11 protein-coding genes are annotated in these 17061 nt (G+C 66.4%); 5 read left to right on the top strand and 6 right to left on the bottom strand.

All coding sequences use genetic code 11. The features are described from left to right. Window positions 1–35 precede the first annotated feature (35 nt). Complete coding sequence (locus CVN68_RS02500; RefSeq protein WP_199560187.1) at window positions 36–1238, top strand: Gfo/Idh/MocA family protein; 1203 nt, start codon at window positions 36–38, stop codon at window positions 1236–1238. Here the strand turns inward: CVN68_RS02500 and CVN68_RS02495 are convergent. Next, complete coding sequence (locus CVN68_RS02495) at window positions 1227–1820, bottom strand: TetR family transcriptional regulator C-terminal domain-containing protein (protein WP_100280805.1); 594 nt, start codon at window positions 1818–1820, stop codon at window positions 1227–1229. The genes CVN68_RS02500 and CVN68_RS02495 overlap by 12 nt on opposite strands. Window positions 1821–1869: 49 nt before the next feature. Between CVN68_RS02495 and CVN68_RS02490 the strand changes: the two genes are divergently transcribed. Together CVN68_RS02490 and CVN68_RS02485 are read left to right on the top strand one after the other, a co-directional pair. Continuing rightward, window positions 1870–3051: an aromatic ring-hydroxylating oxygenase subunit alpha gene (locus CVN68_RS02490; RefSeq protein ID WP_100280804.1), complete on the top strand. Its 1182-nt coding sequence runs from the start codon at window positions 1870–1872 to the stop codon at window positions 3049–3051. Between the two features lie 13 nt (window positions 3052–3064). After that, window positions 3065–4672, top strand: a complete 1608-nt coding sequence (locus CVN68_RS02485; RefSeq protein ID WP_100280803.1) for a phytoene desaturase family protein — start codon at window positions 3065–3067, stop codon at window positions 4670–4672. On the opposite strand, the gene CVN68_RS02480 is transcribed toward CVN68_RS02485, so the two are convergent. After that, window positions 4650–5963, bottom strand: coding sequence for an amino acid permease (locus tag CVN68_RS02480; protein WP_100280802.1), 1314 nt, complete (start codon window positions 5961–5963; stop codon window positions 4650–4652). The two genes, CVN68_RS02485 and CVN68_RS02480, sit on opposite strands and share 23 nt — an antisense overlap. 87 nt (window positions 5964–6050) lie before the next feature. Here CVN68_RS02480 and CVN68_RS02475 point away from each other — a divergent pair, with 87 nt between their 5' ends. Further along, window positions 6051–7631, top strand: a complete 1581-nt coding sequence (locus CVN68_RS02475; protein ID WP_233503536.1) for a tetratricopeptide repeat-containing sulfotransferase family protein — start codon at window positions 6051–6053, stop codon at window positions 7629–7631. Window positions 7632–7759: 128 nt separating this feature from the next. Then, on the top strand, window positions 7760–10249 hold the full coding sequence (locus CVN68_RS02470; RefSeq protein ID WP_324870990.1) for a TonB-dependent receptor: 2490 nt from the start codon (window positions 7760–7762) through the stop codon (window positions 10247–10249). A gap of 65 nt (window positions 10250–10314) precedes the next feature. Here CVN68_RS02470 and CVN68_RS02465 read toward each other — a convergent pair whose 3' ends face one another. The 4 genes from CVN68_RS02465 to CVN68_RS02450 form a co-directional block, all read right to left on the bottom strand. Continuing rightward, complete coding sequence (locus CVN68_RS02465; protein WP_100280800.1) at window positions 10315–11220, bottom strand: manganese catalase family protein; 906 nt, start codon at window positions 11218–11220, stop codon at window positions 10315–10317. A 190-nt stretch (window positions 11221–11410) separates the two neighbouring features. Next, the gene (locus CVN68_RS02460; protein ID WP_100280799.1) at window positions 11411–12235 is read right to left on the bottom strand and encodes a hypothetical protein; all 825 of its coding nucleotides are present in this window, start codon (window positions 12233–12235) and stop codon (window positions 11411–11413) included. Between the two features lie 5 nt (window positions 12236–12240). After that, a complete protein-coding gene (locus CVN68_RS02455) occupies window positions 12241–14157 on the bottom strand; it encodes a PEP/pyruvate-binding domain-containing protein (RefSeq protein ID WP_100280798.1) in 1917 nt (638 codons plus the stop codon). Between the two features lie 7 nt (window positions 14158–14164). Then, entirely contained in the window at window positions 14165–17020 is a 2856-nt protein-coding gene (locus CVN68_RS02450; RefSeq protein WP_158298670.1) for a M16 family metallopeptidase, read from the bottom strand. Window positions 17021–17061: the final 41 nt, after the last annotated feature.

The following is a 17061-nucleotide window of genomic DNA, read 5'->3' as shown; positions in this document are numbered from 1 at the left end:
CGATCGCGATCGACCCTGGAGCGGAGCCGAAAAGCATGGCGACAAGCACGCAACCGAAATTACGCTACGGTATGGTCGGGGGCGGCGAAGGCGCGTTCATCGGTGCGGTGCACCGCATGGCCGCGGCACTCGACGGCGATTATGAACTGGTCTGCGGCGCGTTCAGCAGCGATGCCGGCCGCAACGAACGCAGTGCTGCCGCGCTGGGCCTCGCCCCTGCCCGCGCCTATTCGACGCTCGACGTGCTGCTCGCGGCCGAGGCCGCGCTGCCCGAGTCGCAACGGATGCAGGTGCTGGCGATCGTAACCCCCAATCATCTCCACGCCCCCGCCGCCATCGCCGCGCTCGACGCGGGCTTCCACGTGATGTCGGAAAAGCCGATGGCACTGGATCTTGCCGAAGCGCTGGCGATCGAGGCTGCGGTTATTCGCAGCGGAAAGCTGTACGGCCTCGCTTTCACCTATAGCGGCTATCCGCTGATCGAGGAGGCGCGTGTGCGCGTCGCGCGGGGCGATCTCGGCCCGATCCGGCTGGTTCAGGTCGAATATTCGCAAGGCTGGCTCAGTTTGCCCGTCGACCGCGATGGCCAGAAACAGGCCGAGTGGCGCACCGATCCAGCGCGCGCCGGGCTCGGCGGCTGCCTCGGCGACATCGGTACCCACGCCTTCCAGCTCGCCGAGCACGTCTCCGGGCTGGCGGTCGAGCAACTCAGCGCCGATTTGACCACCCACGTCCCCGGCCGTCGTCTCGACGACGATGTTGCGGCATTGCTGCGATTCGCAGGCGGCGCGCGCGGCGTTCTCAGGGCCAGCCAGATCGCCGCGGGCGACGAGAACGGCCTCCGCCTGCGCGTGCATGGCGAGAAAGGTGGGCTCGACTGGTCGCAGATGGAGCCCAACACCCTGACCTTGCGCTGGCTCGACCGACCTGCCGAGATCGTCCGCGCCGGCGGGCCGGGCCTCGACGCATTGACGACGGCACGGCTGCGCACCCCGGCGGGCCATCCGGAGGGCTATATCGAAGCGTTCGCCAATCTCTACCGCAGCTTCGGTCGCGCGGTGCGTGTGGGCGCGGCCATTCCGCCGGCCCGCGGCGCCGCCGACTGGTTCCCGAACATCGTCGACGGGCTGCGGACGATGACCTTCGTCGAGACGATGATCGCGAACAGCGTGGGTGACACGAAATGGAGCTCGCTCGCCGAAACGCTCGACCAGCGCCGTGCATCGCTAGCGAAGTAGCGCCGCGATCTGCTCTTCCGCGATCGCGCCTGCCGTCTCGGCGTCGAGCACGGCAGGCGACAGGCAGAGCTCGAGCCATAGTCCGTCGACCAGCGCGGTAATCGCGATCGCCGCACGCTGCCGCGCCGCGGGGACAATCCCGCAGGCCGCCAGCAATTGCTCGAGCCCCGTCCGATAGCGCGCATATTGCGCATCGTGGAGCGCAGCGATCTCGGGCTGCGCGATCACCAGCCCCCAAAAGGCAGTCCACGTCGCGAGCAGCGCACGATCGGCGATCGGTGGCGCGAAGCTCGCCGCGACATAGGCGTTGAGCCGGGCACGCGGGTCCGTCCCGGCAGCAGCTACTGCTGCGTCGAGTGCAGCCGACACCCGTTCGCCGACATGCGCGTAGGTTGCCGCGATCAGCGCATCGACTCCGCCGAAATGGTGCGCGACCAGCCCGGGCGACACGCCCGCCTCGATCGTGATCACCCGCACTGAGGCGCCGCTCGCGCCGTCGCGCGCCAGCACCCGTGCCGCCGCCTCGATCAGCGACAGCCGCCGGGCATCGGGTTCGGCGCGGGTAAAGGCAGGCTTGCTCATCGCGAAACCTTATTATACGATCGTACAACAAGCAATTGCGGAGCCGGCCATGGCGACTCTCCCCTCATCGCCCGATCCGGGTTCCGATCCCGACGCCGACTGGTCGCTACCCGGCTGGATCTACACCGATCCCGAGTTCCTCGAGCTGGAGACCGCGCGCATTCTGCGTCCGTCGTGGCAGATATTGTGCCACGAGAGCGATCTGGCGGATGCGGGCGACTGGCGGACGCTTTCCTGGCTAGGCGAGAATATCGTCGCTGTACGCGGCGGCGATGGCGCAATCCGCGCCTTCCACAATGTCTGCCGTCACCGGGCGATGCGGATCGTCGAGGGCGATGCCGGCTGCGCGCGCAAGCTGGTCTGCCCCTATCACGCCTGGACCTACGAGCTCGATGGCCGCCTCTCGGGCGTGCCGATGCGCCGCGACTATCCGGCACTCGACATGGATGCTAGCAGCCTCGTCCCGGTGGACGTGTCGGTCTGGCGCGGCTTCGTCTTCGTCCGGCTCGAGGACGACAATGGCCCTTCGGTCGCCGAGATGATGGCGCCCTACGATGCCGAGATCGCCCCCTATCGCTTTGAGGAGATGCGGCGGATCGGCGAAGTCCGGACCCGCGACCGCGCGGTCAACTGGAAGAATGTCGGCGACAATTATTCGGACAATCTCCACATTCCGGTGGCGCATGACGGGCTGACGCGGCTGTTCGGCAAGAGTTACGCGATCGAGGCCGCGGGCTGGGTCGACAAGATGTCGGGCGATCTGGTCGACCGCGTCTCGGCCAATCCGTGGGAGGCCTTTTACCAACGCCATCTGCCACGCGTCGATCACTTGCCCGAGGCGAACCAGCGGCGCTGGGTCTATTACAAACTCTGGCCCAACATGGCGTTCGACCTCTACGCCGATCAGATCGACTTCATGCAGTGGCTGCCGACTTCGCCGACCGGCTGCACGCTGCGCGAGATGGCCTTCGCCCTCCCCGACGATCGCCGAAGCATGAAGCTGGTCCGCTACGCCAACTGGCGGATAAACCGCGTCGTCAACGCCGAGGACACGTGGCTGATCGAGCGCGTCCAGCAGGGCATGGCGTCGAGCAGCTACACCGCCGGCCCGATCGGCACGAGCGAAGTGTGCCTGCGCAGCTTCGCGGCCAAAGTCCGCGCGATCATCCCCGAGGCCCGGCAGCACCGTGCGCCGGCCCCGGGCTGGTCGCGACGCCCGCACACCGTCTGATCCGGGGATAGCCATGAAGAAATACGACGCGATCGTTATCGGCGGCGGGCATAACGGCCTCGTCTGCGCCTTCTATCTCGCCCGCGCCGGGATGAAGGTCCGCGTGCTCGAGCGGCGCCACGTCGTCGGCGGCGCGGCGGTGACCGAGGAATTCCATCCCGGCTTCCGCAATTCGACCGCGAGCTACACCGTGAGCCTGCTCCGCCCCAAGGTGATCAAGGACATGAAGCTGCACGAGCGCGGCTGGCGGATCCTCGAGCGGACGATCAGCAACTTCTTCCCGCATGAGGACGGCTATCTCAAGCTCGGCGGCGGGCAGGCGCGCACCCAGGCCGAGTTCGCGCGGTTCAGCGCGAAAGACGCCGAGACGCTCCCCCGATACGAAGCCGCGCTCGAGCGCGTCGCCGCGGTGTTGCGCGACATGGCGCTCAAGACCCCGCCCAACGCCGGCGGCGGCATCCGCGCGCTGATCGCCGCGGCGGCGCAAGGCAAAAGGCTCGCCGGGATGCATATCGAGGCGCAACGCGACGTGATGGACCTGTTCGTCAAGTCGGCGCGCAGCTTCCTCGATAGCTGGTACGAGAACGAGTACATAAAGGCTGCGTTCGGGTTCGACGCGGTGGTCGGCAACTATGCCAGCGTCGACCATCCGGGCAGCGCCTATGTGCTGCTCCACCACGTCTTCGGCGAAGTGAACGGCAAATATGGCGCGTGGGGGCACAGCGTCGGCGGGATGGGTGCGATCACTCAATATATGGCCGAGGCGTGCGTCGAGGCCGGGGTCGAGATCAGCGTCGAGGCGCCGGTAGCGCGCGTACTGGTGGATGGCGGCAAGGTCGCCGGGGTGCGGCTGGAGAGCGGCGAGGAGATCGCCGCCAGGGTGGTCGCAGCCAATGTCGGCCCGGCCCTGCTCTACCGCCAGCTCATCGAGCGCAGCGACATGAACCCCGAATTCGCGCGGCGGATGGACAATTTCAAGGCGGGGTCGGGGACGTTCCGGATGAACGTCGCGCTTTCCGAGCTCCCCGATTTCAGTGTGCTGCCGGGGACCGAAAAGGCCGAGCACCACACCGCCGGGATCATCATCGCACCAACGCTCGATTATATGGACAAGGCGTTCACCGACGCGAAGGCCGAGGGTTGGTCGAAGGCGCCGATCGTCGAGATGAAGCTGCCGACCAGCGTCGACGACAGCCTCGCGCCGCCGGGGATGCACATCGCCTCGCTATTCTGCCAGCAATTCGCGCCGGTGCTGCCGGACGGGCGTTCGTGGGACGCGGAACGCGAGGCCGCGGCCGAACACATCATCGATACGGTGACGCAGCACGCGCCCAATTTCCGGGGGTCGATCCTCGGCGTGCAGATCCATTCGCCGCTCGATCTCGAACGCAAGTTCGGGCTGGTCGGCGGCGACATCATGCACGGCCATATGTCGCTGGACCAGCTCTGGGCCGCGCGCCCGATGCTGGGGCACGGCGATTATCGCGGGCCGATTTCGGGTCTCTATATGTGCGGATCGGGGACGCATCCGGGCGGCGGCGTCACCGGCGCGCCGGGGCACAATGCCGCGCACGAGATTTTGCGCGACCGTTCACTGGTCAGGCGATTGCTGCCGATCTGAGACGCGCGCGCCGCACCCAAAGGAACACCGGCAGCCCGAGCGCGAGGAGCGCGAGCCCCCACAGGTTCGCGCGCAACCCGAGCCCATAGATCATCCACAGCACGAACCCCGCAGCGACAACCGCCGCGAAAGCCACCGCCCTGTCATCGGCGAGCAGCTTGAGCGCGGCGAGCGCGCTGACGAAATAGGCCAGCATCCCCGCGGCGAGGCTGATCGTCGCGATCTCGGCGAACAACGCGCCGGTGGACCCCGTGTAATTGAGCGCCATCACGATCGTCACCAGCACGCCTGACACCAGATGCGCGCGCGCCGGCGTGCCCCGCCGGCTCTCCTTGCCGAACCATGCGGGGAAGACCCCGCCGCGCGCCATCGCCCATGGCATCTCGCCTTGCAGCAGGATGAAGCCGTTGAGCGTTCCGAGCGCGCTGATCGCGGCAAAGACCGCGACGATCAGCAGCGCCCCCGCGCCCCAGGAGCGCCCGAGGAATTCGGCGAGCGGCGCAGGCGACGCGGCGACCATCTCGGCAGGCATCATCAACGCGATCGCCCCGGCGACGAGAACATAGACTGCCCCCGCCAGCGCGGTGCCGAGCAACGTCACCAGCGGCACGATCCGCGCCGCATCCTTGACCCTGTCGGCCGGAACCGTCGCCGATTCGACGCCCAGAAAGCCCCAGAAGGTAAGTGCCACCGCCCCCGCGACCGCGCCGGCGCCGATCGGCACGGGCGGGTTGCTGGCGATGGCGGCCCCTCCATCGCGCAGCAACAGCCAAAATGCGACGAGGATGATGGCGGCGAGCGGTGCGAGCTTGAGTATCGCGGTCACCAGCTGGATGCGCCCCGCCAATGCGACTCCACGGATGTTGACCGCGACCAACGCCCAGATCAGCACCAGCGCCGTCGTGAAAGCAGGCGCCCCGCCAGTCAGCGCCGGGAACGGCACGCTCAGCGCGCTCACCACCGCGATCGCCACCGCGCCATTGCCCGCCCAGATCAGTATCCAATAGCTCCACGCCACCGCGAACCCCACCACCGGCCCGAACGCCGCATCGGCAAAGGCATAGGGTCCGCCCGCGCACGGCAATTTCGCGGCGAGCCGGGCGAACACGAACGCCAGCGCCATCGCGCCGACGATCGTCACGCCCCAGCCGATCAGTGCGTTGGCGCCCAGTGGCGCCAGCGTCGCGGGCAGCAGATAGATGCCCGATCCGATCAAATTGCCGACCACCAAAGCCAGCGCCGGCCAGAAGCCGAGCACGCGTCGCGGCGATACGGTGGCGGTATCGGTCACCCCTTATGTGTCGCGGCGATGGCGACGCGCGTCCAGCACGAAAACGGGTGCTTGATCGCGCCGCGGCCGCGTGGTCATCTTCGCGCGATGCTCGCGACGCGCTTCCCCGCCGATCTGATGACCGCCGCGCTTGCGCTGCACGATAATCGTCTCCCCGATGCCGAACGCGGGCTCAAGGCCTATCTCAAGCGCTATCCATTCGACGCCCGCGCGATCCGCATGCTCGCCGAACTGGCCGGACGGATCGGGCGCCTGAAGGACGCAGAGGCTCTTCTCCGCCGAGCAGTCGAGATCGCGCCGTCCTTCACCGCCGCACGCGCCAATCTCGCGCTCGTCCTCTATCGCCAGAACCGCGCGAGCGAGGCGCTCGACGAGCTCGATCGGCTGATCGAAGCCGAGCCCGATCATCCCGGTCACGCCAATCTCAAGGCCGCTACCCTCGGCCGGCTCGGCGCGTTCGAGGAGGCGATTACGCTCTATGAACGCGTGCTGGCGGAGGCGCCCGCGCAGCCCAAACTCTGGATGAGCTACGGCCACATGCTCAAGACCGTCGGGCGCCAGGCGGAGGGGATTGCGGCATATCGCAAGGCGCTGGAGCTCTCCCCGAGGCTGGGCGAGGCATGGTGGAGCCTCGCCAATCTCAAGACGGTACGCTTCGACGATGCCGACATCGCCGCGATGGAGGCCGCGCAGGCCGAGCCCGGCATCGGCGACGAGGACCGTTTCCACCTCGATTTCGCGCTCGGCAAAGCCTTTGAGGATCGTCGCGAGCCCGACCGCGCGTTCGGCCATTACGCCGCCGGCAACGCGCTTCGCCGCACACAGCTTGTCTATGACGCCGACGAGACCGAACGCTTCGTCGACGATTGCATTGCGCTGGCCACGCCCGAATTCTTCGCCGACCGGGCCGGATGGGGCAGCGATGCGCGCGACCCGATCTTCATCCTCGGCATGCCGCGTGCAGGCTCGACTCTGGTCGAGCAGATCCTCGCCAGCCACAGCCAGATCGAGGGCACCACCGAGCTGCCCGACTTCCCCGCCCTCGCCCGGCGTATTCCCGAATATCCGCATGGTCTCGCCGAACTGACCGGCGAACGCGCCCGCGAACTCGGCGAGGAGTATCTGCACCGGACCGCCGTCCAGCGCCGGACGGACCGGCCGCTGTTCGTCGACAAGCTCCCCAATAATTGGGCGCATGTCGTGCTGATCCGTCTGATCTTGCCGAACGCCACGATCATCGACGCGCGCCGCGAGCCGCGCGCCTGCTGTTTCTCCAACTTCAAGCAGCATTTCGCGCGCGGACAGGCGTTCAGCTACGCGCTCGACGATATGGGACGTTATTACCGCGATTATGTGCGGCTGATGACGCATCTCGACCGCATCCAGCCGGGCCGCGTCCACCGCGTGATTCACGAGGCGCTGGTCGCCGACACCGAGCCCGAAGTGCGTCGGCTGCTCGACGCCTGCAACGTCCCCTTCGAGCCCGGCTGCCTCGCCTTTCACGAGACCGAGCGCGCGGTACGCACCGCCAGCTCGGAGCAAGTGCGTCAGCCGATCTTCACCGGTGGCGATCGCGCTTGGCGCCCCTTCGCGCAACATCTCGACCCACTGGTTGCCGCGCTCGGCGAAGTGGTCGATTGCTATCCGGACGCTCCGCCAAACTTGTAACGTTGCAGAAACATCACGGTCACCCGAAGAACGCATTTGGTTGCAAGCGCAACGATTGACGTCTGCTGCGCCGCACCACAGTCTCGGGTTACATTGACGTTACGCTGGGGACCGCGATGATCGTTTCAATGCGCCGTGCCGTGATTTCCGGGTTGCTCGCTTCGACCGCCCTGATCCTGCCCGCCGCGGCACAAGCTCAGGATGCCGAGAGTAGCAGCGATCTGCCCTCCGATCGGGACGAGATCGTCGTCACCGCGCAAAAGCGAGACGAGAATATCCAGTCGGTGCCGATCAGCATCCAGGCGATCGGTACGCGCAGGCTCGATCAGCTCAATATCTCGAACTTCACCGAATATACCCAATTGCTACCGTCGGTGGCGTTCCAGACCTCGCAGCCGGGCGTCACCACCGTCTATATGCGCGGCGTCGCATCGGGCGGCGACGGCAACCATTCGGGCTCGCTCCCCTCGGTCGGCAGCTATCTCGACGAGCAGCCGGTGACGACCATCGGCGGCACCCTCGACGTCCATATCTACGACGTCGCGCGGATCGAGAGCCTCGCCGGGCCGCAGGGCACTTTGTACGGCGCGTCGAGCCAGGCGGGTACGATCCGCATCATCACCAACAAGCCCGAAACCGAGGCATTCGAAGGCCGGGTAGACGCCGAGTTCAACTCCGTCGCGCACGGCGGGCAAGGCGGCAAGATCGAGGGCATGATCAACACGCCCTTCTCCGACCGCGCGGCGCTCCGCGTCGTCGGCTTCTACCAGCGCGATGCCGGCTATATCGACAATGTCCCCGGCACGCGCAGCTTCCTGCCGACGCCAGGCGGGATCACCGTAGACAACGACGAATTCGTCGAGAAGGATTATAACGACACCGAGACCTGGGGCGGCCGCGCCGCGCTCAAGGTCGATCTCGATGAGACGTGGACGGTCACGCCGACGGTGCTCTACCAGGAGATGCGCAGCCACGGCACCTATGGCTTCGATCCGCAGGTCGGCGACCTCGAGGTGCAGCATTTCTATCCCGAATATCGCCGCGAACGCTTCATCCAGGGCGCACTGACGATCGAGGGCAAGATCGGCAATTGGGATGTGACCTATGCCGGCGCCTATCTCGATCGGATAACCCGCTCGTCGAGCGACTACACCGATTATTCCGAAGCCTATGACAATCTCTACGCCTCCGTCGGCGGCCTCGCCGGCTATTTCTATTACCAGGACAATGCCGGCAACACGATCGACCCGCGCCAGGTCGTGGTCGCCTCGGATCATTTCAAGAAGACCAGCCAGGAGCTGCGCGTCGCCTCGCCGTCGGAGGATCCGTTCCGCATCGTCGCCGGCCTGTTCTATCAGCGCCAGTCGAACCTGATCCATCAGGACTATCAGATCCCCAACCTCGGCGCCGAGGTCTCGGTCAACGGTTCGCCGGGCACTTTGTGGCTGACCCAGCAGCACCGCGTCGACAAGGATTATGCGATGTTCGGCGAGGCGAGCTTCGACCTCTCGCCCAAACTGAGCTTCACGGCCGGCGCGCGCGCCTATATCTATGACAATTCGCTGATCGGCTTCTTCGGCTTCGGCAGAAATCCGGGCGTCGATCCCGCCGACGGGCGTCCCTATACGGCGTCGCCGTTCAATGCCGCGGGCAGTTCGCGCACCGGCGTCGCCGGCTGTTTCCTCGCCGATGGCAGGACGCTGCGCGACGCTTATCTCGACGGCAGCCCGACCAATACGCTGCTGCCCGCGACGGTCGCGGGCGGGCCGTGCACCAACCTCGCAACCTATGCCAGCGGCAGGCTGCTTCCCAAGAAGACGGGGGGGCAAGGCGTCACCTATCGCTTCAACCTGACGTGGAAACCCAGCGACGGGCTGTTATTCTACGCCGTCGCCTCCAGCGGTTTCCGGCCGGGCGGGATCAATCGCCGCGGCGACGTCGCACCTTATTCCACCGACACCCTCTCCAATTACGAATTGGGGTGGAAGACCACGCTCGCCGACGGCCGGCTGCGCTTCAACGGCGCGATCTATCAGCAGAGCTGGAAGGACTTCCAATTCTCCTTCCTCGGCGAAAACAGCTTCACGATCATCCAGAATGGCCCCGATGCGCGGATCCGCGGGGTGGAGATGGACGTCAATGCCTCGCTGGGCGGCCTGAACCTCACCGTGGCGGGATCTTATACCGACGCCAAAACCCGGGAGGATCTGTGCGCAACCCAGATTTGCATCGGCGACGGCAGCGACGTGCTGGCGCCCGAGGGCACACGCCTGCCGATCACTCCGCGCTTCAAGATCAGCAGCACCGCACGCTATTCGGTGCCGATCGGATCGGGTCGCGGCTATGTCCAAGGGCTGATCGCCCACCAGAGTTCGGCATCGTCGGACATCCGCGTGGCCAAGGCTGCCGCGCTGGGCCGCCTCGAATCCTATACCACCGGCAACCTCGCCATCGGTTTCGAGCTCTCGCGGATGAGTTTCGAATTGTTCGCGCAGAATATCTGGGACGAACGCGGCCAGATCTCTCGCTTCCAGCAATGCGGGGCTTGCGACCAGCGACAGTATGTCGTTCCGATCACCCCGCGCGTCATCGGAATCAGGGCCGGAACGAAGTTCTGAACGGGTAGCCGCGTCGGGCAGTTCGTCCGAGAACGAACTGCCCGACGCGTCAATGACTCAGGGTCTCAGTCGATTTCTTCGATTTGCTTGGTCTTGCCTGCGCCAGGTCCGGCGCCGAGATCGGCTCCGGTGGTCGGATCCTTGTCGGTCGCCGACTCGCCGCGGAGCATCAGCTGCGTGAGCGCCGCCTTATCCTCCTTGCCCAGCACCACCGTGGCGGTGCCGTCACCGTCGTCGATCGGCATGGTTTGCTCGAGATCGTCGATCCGCTCCCATTGCTCGCCAGAGTTCCACGGACCGGTCTCGTCGCCTTCACCCTGCGAGGTGTTCACATAGACGTTGGCGAATTGCTCGATCCCCGGCAGCTTACCCGGCGGGAAGTTGTTCTCGATCGAATAGAGCGCCTTCTCGAACGACTTCTGGTGCGCCACTTCGCGCGTCATCAGAAACCCCAACGCCTCCTTGATCCCGGGATCGTCGGTAATGTTGATCAGCCGCTCATAGACGATCTTGGCGCGCGCTTCGGCCGCGATGTTCGAACGTAGATCGGCCGTCGGCTCGGAGCGCGTGTCGATATAGGCGGCAGTCCACGGCACGCCGGCCGAGTCGACCAGCGCGGGCCCGCCGCCGAACAGAAGCGATTCCTTCGCGCTGGTACCGAACTGGCCGACCATCGCAAACAACTCCGCCTCGTCCTGCTGCGCCTCGGAAAGCTGGGCCTTGAGACCCTTGTTGAGCATCGCGACGATCGATCCGATCACTTCGAGATGGCTCAATTCCTCAGTGGCGATGTCTAGCAGCATGTCCTTGCGGCCCGGATCCTCCTCACCCAGCGCCTGCGTGAAATAGCGCATGGCCGCAGCGAGCTCGCCATCGGCACCGCCGAACTGCTCGAGCAGCATGCAGGCCAGCCTGGGATTGGGCTCCGACACGCGTACGGTATATTGCAGTCGCTTGTTGTGCATGAACATTGCAGCACCTCCTGATCCGCTCAAACCGGAGAGAGGCATGTGAAGTTGCGGGTGCGCAGGGGCGAACGATATTATCAATATTGCTCGATGTTATCGTGTAGGCAGAACCGAGGATTTGCCATGGCTGTTCTGGCAAGGAAACGAAATAACAGCCGGCCATATATCGAGTGCTTCGATATCGATAGATGATCTATATCAGTATAATCCCGAATCTCTTCCTTGAATTTTCTAGATTTCCGCCGCCCGCGAGCAGATCATAATCGATCCAGCGATGTTCGTATCCGGCGCCGCTGCGCTGCATCTGCACGAAGAGGACACGACCGCGCGGCCATTGGGAGCGGCTGCAGGCCGATAGATTCGTCCAGCTGCAACCCGAGCGCGCGAAGAGCTTGCGGATCTGCCCGACCGACATGGCCGGCGCATAGACATGGACAGGCTCCTCACGCTGGCAACCTTCGCGCAAACGGTATCCGCCGCTGATCGACATCTTGGGGCGCGCAGCCGGCCTGGTTGGACGCACCAGCGCCAGCGAGGCGATCCGCCCCGCAGTCGGGGATGTCGCCTGCGCGAAGACGAGTCCGTATCGGGGATAGGCCGCACCGGAAGGCTTCAAGAGCAGGCGCTGATAGAGCCAGGCCGTTGGCGGCTGGCGCATCCCGACGGCGAAGACGGCCGGTCGTTCAGAACCCGCCGGATCGTATATCCGGGGCTCATAGGGAAGCCCCGCCTTTCTCCGGCGCTCACGCTCCATCGCATTTGCCGTGCCGCTGCCGCCGGTCGGAAAGGAAGTGGCGCTTCGCTGAACCGGCGCGCCGAGCGCCAGCCCCCGGACCGGTATCTCCGCTCCCGGCGTAGTCCCGCCCGATGGCGCCACCATTATCGGACATGCCGGATCGAGCACCAGACCGGGAGGCCCCACCATCTGGGGAGGAACGAACGCGATCCGCGCGCCCGTCGGCGCCGCCGCGAGACCGAGCATGAGTGGTGCGAAGACGATCTTGGTCAGCCTGCGCATCGTCCTCATCCCTTCACATAGTCGCGCGACTGGACGATCATGATCCGCCCGCCGACGACCAGCCATTCTATATCCTGCGGCCGATTGCCGAACCGTTGCTGGATCGCCAGCCCGATCCTGCCCAGCCGCCGGACCAGATCGTCCGAGAGCACTGCGCGATTGGGGTCGACCTTCACTTCCTGAACCCCGCCGTCCGGCGCGAAATGCAGCATCACGTCGTCCTGCGAACGCGTGAGAATCTGGACCGAATCCAGCTCGGGCCGATAGAGCAGCTGTTCGGCGATCTTCTTGCCTTCGACCACGCGGATGCCGATGCCGCGCTTGGCGGCGATGAAGATGCGCTGCTCGGCCGACTGTTCGTCGAACGGATCGATCGTCGTCATCACGCCCGCGGCATCGGCGTCGACGCCGATCTGCAGCAGCACGGCGGCGCGCACCGCGCGATGATCGATCCCCGCCCGCTCGCGCGCCGCAAAGGCACGCTCGTTCCACAGCGAGCCCCATACCGTCTTGAGCGCGGCTTCCAGTGCCTCGGAACCGGTGACATTGGGTACCGTGTCGTACAGTCCGGCGCCGTTGAACCCGGGCAAATCCTCGGCATTGGTCGACGATCGCACGAACACCCCCTTGTCGCCCAACAGGACCCGGCGCCGGGCGAGGATCGCGGCCAGATCGGCTCTCGGGATGCTGCCGGCAGCGAAGCGCGCGCGCAGTGCCGCCAGCGCGCCGCGGCGCCATGCCGGATCGTAGCGCCTCGGATCGCTCAGCAACGCCTCGACACTCGCGCCGATGCCATTGGCAACGACGAAGTGCTCGTAAAATGCGAAGGGAACGCTGAAGCCCGGCGGGACCTCGAACCTCAGATCGGGGCGCTTGCGGGCGAGCCCGGCCGCTTCGGCGAGGTTCGCCGCCTTGGCGCCGGTGCGCGGCGCCCACCCTGCATCCTGCTCGGTGAGCGCGGGCAGCCCGGAATAAGCGAGATCCGAACGCGGCGCCCGAACCTTGCGGATCGCGCGGGTGCGCTCCGCCGCACGCACTTCGGCATCGGTCGCGAGCCGAACCGTGACCGACCGGCCGCGCGTATCGAGCACGACCTGCCGCCCGCTAAATTCGCCCCACAGATGACCGGCATCGGCGCGATAGGCGTTCGGAATCCCCCAGGTCTTGGCAAGCAGGCTCACGTGATTGATCGGCGTCGTGAAGGTCGACGAGACGATGCCCGCCACCGGCGGCATGCGTATCGGCATCGCCTTGAGCAATGCGATGTCTCCAGGAAGCAGATCTTCCTCCGCCCCTTCGTCGACGAGCACCAGCCGCCCGACCGCGCGGCCGCCGTTCAGGACGAGTTGCTCCCGCGCGCCATAAGCCTCTTCGATGCCGATGACGGGCAGGCCGGCGCGCTTCGCCGCCGCCCCCTGCTGATCCGAATTGGGCTTGAAGGTCAGCGGCGCGTGGAAGGTCGCCTCGAGTTGCTGCATCATCGCGGCCAGCAACTCTGGCTCGACGACGTCGCCTTCCCAAAGCTCGACACCATAGCGGCCCAGCCGTGGATAGCGCGCGACCGCGCCGAGCACGAAACGACGGTCCGCCCGCGAATAATTGGCCGCGTTGAAGCTGTCCGCATCGGCCAGCGTGAGATAGCGGGCCTGGAGAAAGTCGAAATGATAGAGATAACGCCGCGTGTCGATCCAGTAGACGTGCGGGCGCGCGCCGCTGCGATCGATCGCGAACATCACTCGCGGCAATTCGAAGAACCGCCCGCCACCCTCGGTGCGCGCCATCTTGTCGAACGCGGCATCGCTCGCGATCCGGTCGCCGTCGGCGAGCACGCGACGCTCGCCGACAGCATTGTCGGGGCGCAAGACCGGCGGGGACGCCAGCAATAGCCCGATGAGCGCCGCGATGGCCGGTGCCTTGTCCATCCCGCGACTATCGCGCGCGGAGCTGCGGCTGATCCAGATCGAGCGCCGCGAGGGGGATCACTTCCAGTTGCGGATATTGCTCGCGCAATTTGTCCACGAACAGCCTGGCGTCGCCGACGATCACGATCGTGGCGCCTGCCCCGCCGATCGCCCGGCGCGCTGCCGCGGCGGCGGCGTCGGGCGTGACCGCGCCGATGCGCTCGCGCAGTTTCGCCGCTTCGCCGGGTGCGACACCCTGCAGCACCAGCCCGGCGAGCGCGTTGGCAAAGCCCGCGCTGGTTTCGGACTGGCGCGATACGCCGCCCTGAACGAATGCGATTCGCTGCGCAACGGCCTCCGCGTCGAGCGGCTCGCCGGCGATGCGCTTCAGCTCGTCCGCAAAGATCCCGGCGACCTCCGGCGCACTCTCGTTCTTGGTCTGCGCCGCGGCGCTCATCATGCCCGTCCCCGCACGCGGCGACAGGGTACTGTACGCGCCATAAGATAGCGCGCGCTTCACGCGAACCTCCTGGAACAGCCGCCCGTTCGATCCCGCGCCGAGCACTGCATTGGCGATCATCAGATCGGGGTAGGCGGGGTCGCGCCGTGCTGGAATGCGCAGCCCCGCTACGACTGCCGCCTGTCCTGCGCCCGGCATGTCGACCACGATGACCCGCGGCTTGCCGGCGCTGCCCGCTGCATCGCTCTGGCCGCCGGGCGCCGCGCCGATAGGTCGCCAGCTGGCGAAGAGGCGATCGCCGATCCGCTGCGCTTCGGCCGGCATGATCCCGCCGGTGACGATCAACGCGGCATTGTCCGGCCGCCACCAAAGATCGCGCTGCGCCACCAGCGCATCGCGGTCGATCGCGCCCAGCGAGCGTGGTGTGGCCACGCCGCCATAGGGCGCGGCCCCGTAGATCGCACGCTGCAGCACCATATTGGCGAGCGGTCCGGGGTTCTTCATCGCGACCTGAAGCCGGTCGATGGTACGGCGCCGCTCCTGCTCGACCTCGTCGGCGGGAAAGGAGGCATTGCGCGCCACGTCGGCCAGAATCTCGCCCGCTGCATCCAGCGCACCGACCGGTGCGGTGACGCTGAGCACCGTCCCGTCGGGTGCGGCGTCGGTATCGATCGTCGCGCCAAGCGCCTCCAGCTCGGCGGCGATCTGTTCGCCGGAACGCGTTGCAGTCCCCTTGGTCGCGACCAGTGCCGCCATTTCGGCGACTCCCGCCCGTCCCTGCGGATCGGTAACGCCGCCGCCTTTGAAGACGAGGGTCAACGTGGCGATGGGCACGCCGCCCGTCCGCGCCGACACCAGCCGCATGCCGTTGGCCAGCTGCGATTCGGCGATCACCGGATTGGTCACCGGCACCGGTGTCGAAGGCGCCGGTGGTTGCTCGCGCTCGCCCTCAGGCGCCAATGTCAGTGGCGTGCGCGTCGCCGGCGGCACCGTCACCCAGTGCGGCATCGGCGCCGGGTTGCGCCAATTGTCCGGCTCGCCGGCAGGGCGTTTGCTCTCGTCGAGGTAGCGGATGTCCACCCGCGCTTCCGGCTTCAGATACTTCCGCGCGACGCGCCGCACATCCGCGGCGGTGACGCGACTGATGGCGGCTAGCCGTTTGTCGTCGGCGCGCGGATCACCGGTTCGCACCAGCGCCTCACCCAGCGCAAAGGCACGACCCGACGCAGTCTCGCGGGATGCCAACGCCTCCGCCATCATTTCGTTCTTCGCCTCGCCCAGCTCCGCCGCGCGCACCGGTGTATCGCGCAACCGGGAAATCTCGGCGGCCAACGCCGTCTCGGCCTGCTCCACCGTCGCCCCGCTGGCGAGGGTGACCATCGGCGCAAGGAAGCCATTGTCCTCCACGTCGTTGTAACTGGTGGTCGCATTGCTGGCGATCGGCCGGTCGAAGACCAATGCGCGCTTCAGCCGTGAACTGTCACCGTTGGCGAGGATCGCATCGAGCACCAGCAAGGGCGCGATGTCGAGATGCGCCGATCCCGGAATGCGCCAACTGCTCGCGATCATCGGCAGCGGCACATTGGGCGCGTAGACGGTCACCAGCCGTGGGGCGGTGCGTGGCCTCTCGGTCGTGCGGATCGCCAGCGGCAGCGCCGATTTGCGCCGCGGAACTATGCCGAAATAGCGGTCCACCAGCGGATCCAACCGCGCCGGATCGAAATTTCCGGCAACGATCAACGTCGCGGTGTCGGGTCCGTAATAGGCCTCGTGAAAGGCGAGCGCGTCGTCCAGCGTCGCCGCGTCGAGCTGCTCGAGGCTGCCGATGCCCGGACGGCGCGCGGGCACATTATCATGGCTGTTCTCGTCGAGCACCAACCGCAGTCGGCCATAAGCCGGGGCAAGCACGCGCTGGCGGAATTCTTCCTTCACGACGTTGCGTTCGGTGTTGAACACCTCGGCGTCGATCACGGGTCGCGCCATGCGCTCGGCATGAGTCCACAGCATCGTTTCGAGATACTGCGCGGGGACGGTCTCGTAGTAATTGGTGCGATCGAACCAGGTCGAGGCATTGCGCACTCCGCCGACATTCTCGGTCAGCCGATTGATCATGTTGTAGGGCATGTTGCGTGTCTTGCGCGACAGGATATGCTCGAACAGATGCGCGAAGCCAGAGCGGCCGTCCGGATCGTGCTTCGATCCGACATCGTACCACACCTGCACGCTCACGCTCGGGGTGGTGGTATCGCGAATGGCGATCACCCGAAGCCCGTTGGGCAAGGTGCGCTCGGTGAAGGCGATCGGGGGAACCACAATCCGCGGCGGCGCCGCTGGCGTCTGTGCTTGCACGACGGCCGGAGCGGCGACACCGGCGAACAGGAGTGCCGCGACCAGGCGGCGGGCGATCGTAGCGCGCAAAATCATTTCCTTCGAAACGTGATGCGCGGAGGTAAGCCGATCCAGCA

The sequence above is a fragment of the Sphingomonas psychrotolerans genome (assembly GCF_002796605.1).
Lineage (GTDB): Bacteria > Pseudomonadota > Alphaproteobacteria > Sphingomonadales > Sphingomonadaceae > Sphingomonas > Sphingomonas psychrotolerans.
The sequence above is the reverse complement of the archived record's forward strand: the minus strand, read 5'-3'. Positions and strand labels throughout refer to the sequence as shown.